Source organism: Neisseria sp. P0021.S007, assembly GCF_051956855.1.
The window spans coordinates 1-431 of record NZ_JBQCXA010001827.1 but is presented as its reverse complement, the minus strand read 5'-3'; the positions used below and the strand labels follow the sequence as shown (position 1 = coordinate 431).

Sequence of the window (431 nt, the reverse complement as noted above, 5' to 3'; positions counted from 1 at the left end):
GCGCCGATGACTGCGCCGCTGTGGATTTCGACACGGTTGCCCAAAGTGCAGCCGTAATAGATGACAGCGTTTGGATGCAGCACGACTTCATCGCCCAACGTGCAATCATGTTGGACAACGGCATTGGCCAAAATACGGCAGCCTTCGCCCAATACGGCATTCGCGCCGATATAGGCATTCGCGCCGATTTCGCAGCTTGCCGGTACTTTTGCGCTCGCTTCGACAACAGCGGTCGGATGTACGCCGCCCTGTGCTTTGACAATCGGCGAGAACAATCGTGCCACTTTGGCAAAATAAAGATAAGGATCGGCAGCCACAATCAGGTTGCGGCCCGCAAATTCGTCTGCGGCTTTCGGCGACACAATCACTGCGCCTGCTTGGCTGTCGTGTACTTCGGCTTTATATTTCGGGTTGGCCAAAAAGCTGATGTG

Annotated in this window: 1 protein-coding gene; it reads right to left on the bottom strand. The window is 55.0% G+C overall.

Features of this window, described 5'->3' with window-relative positions; translation table 11 throughout:
- Positions 1–431: LpxD N-terminal domain-containing protein (locus tag ACTHUR_RS21670; protein ID WP_440400880.1), on the bottom strand; the 431-nt coding region annotated here is incomplete at both ends.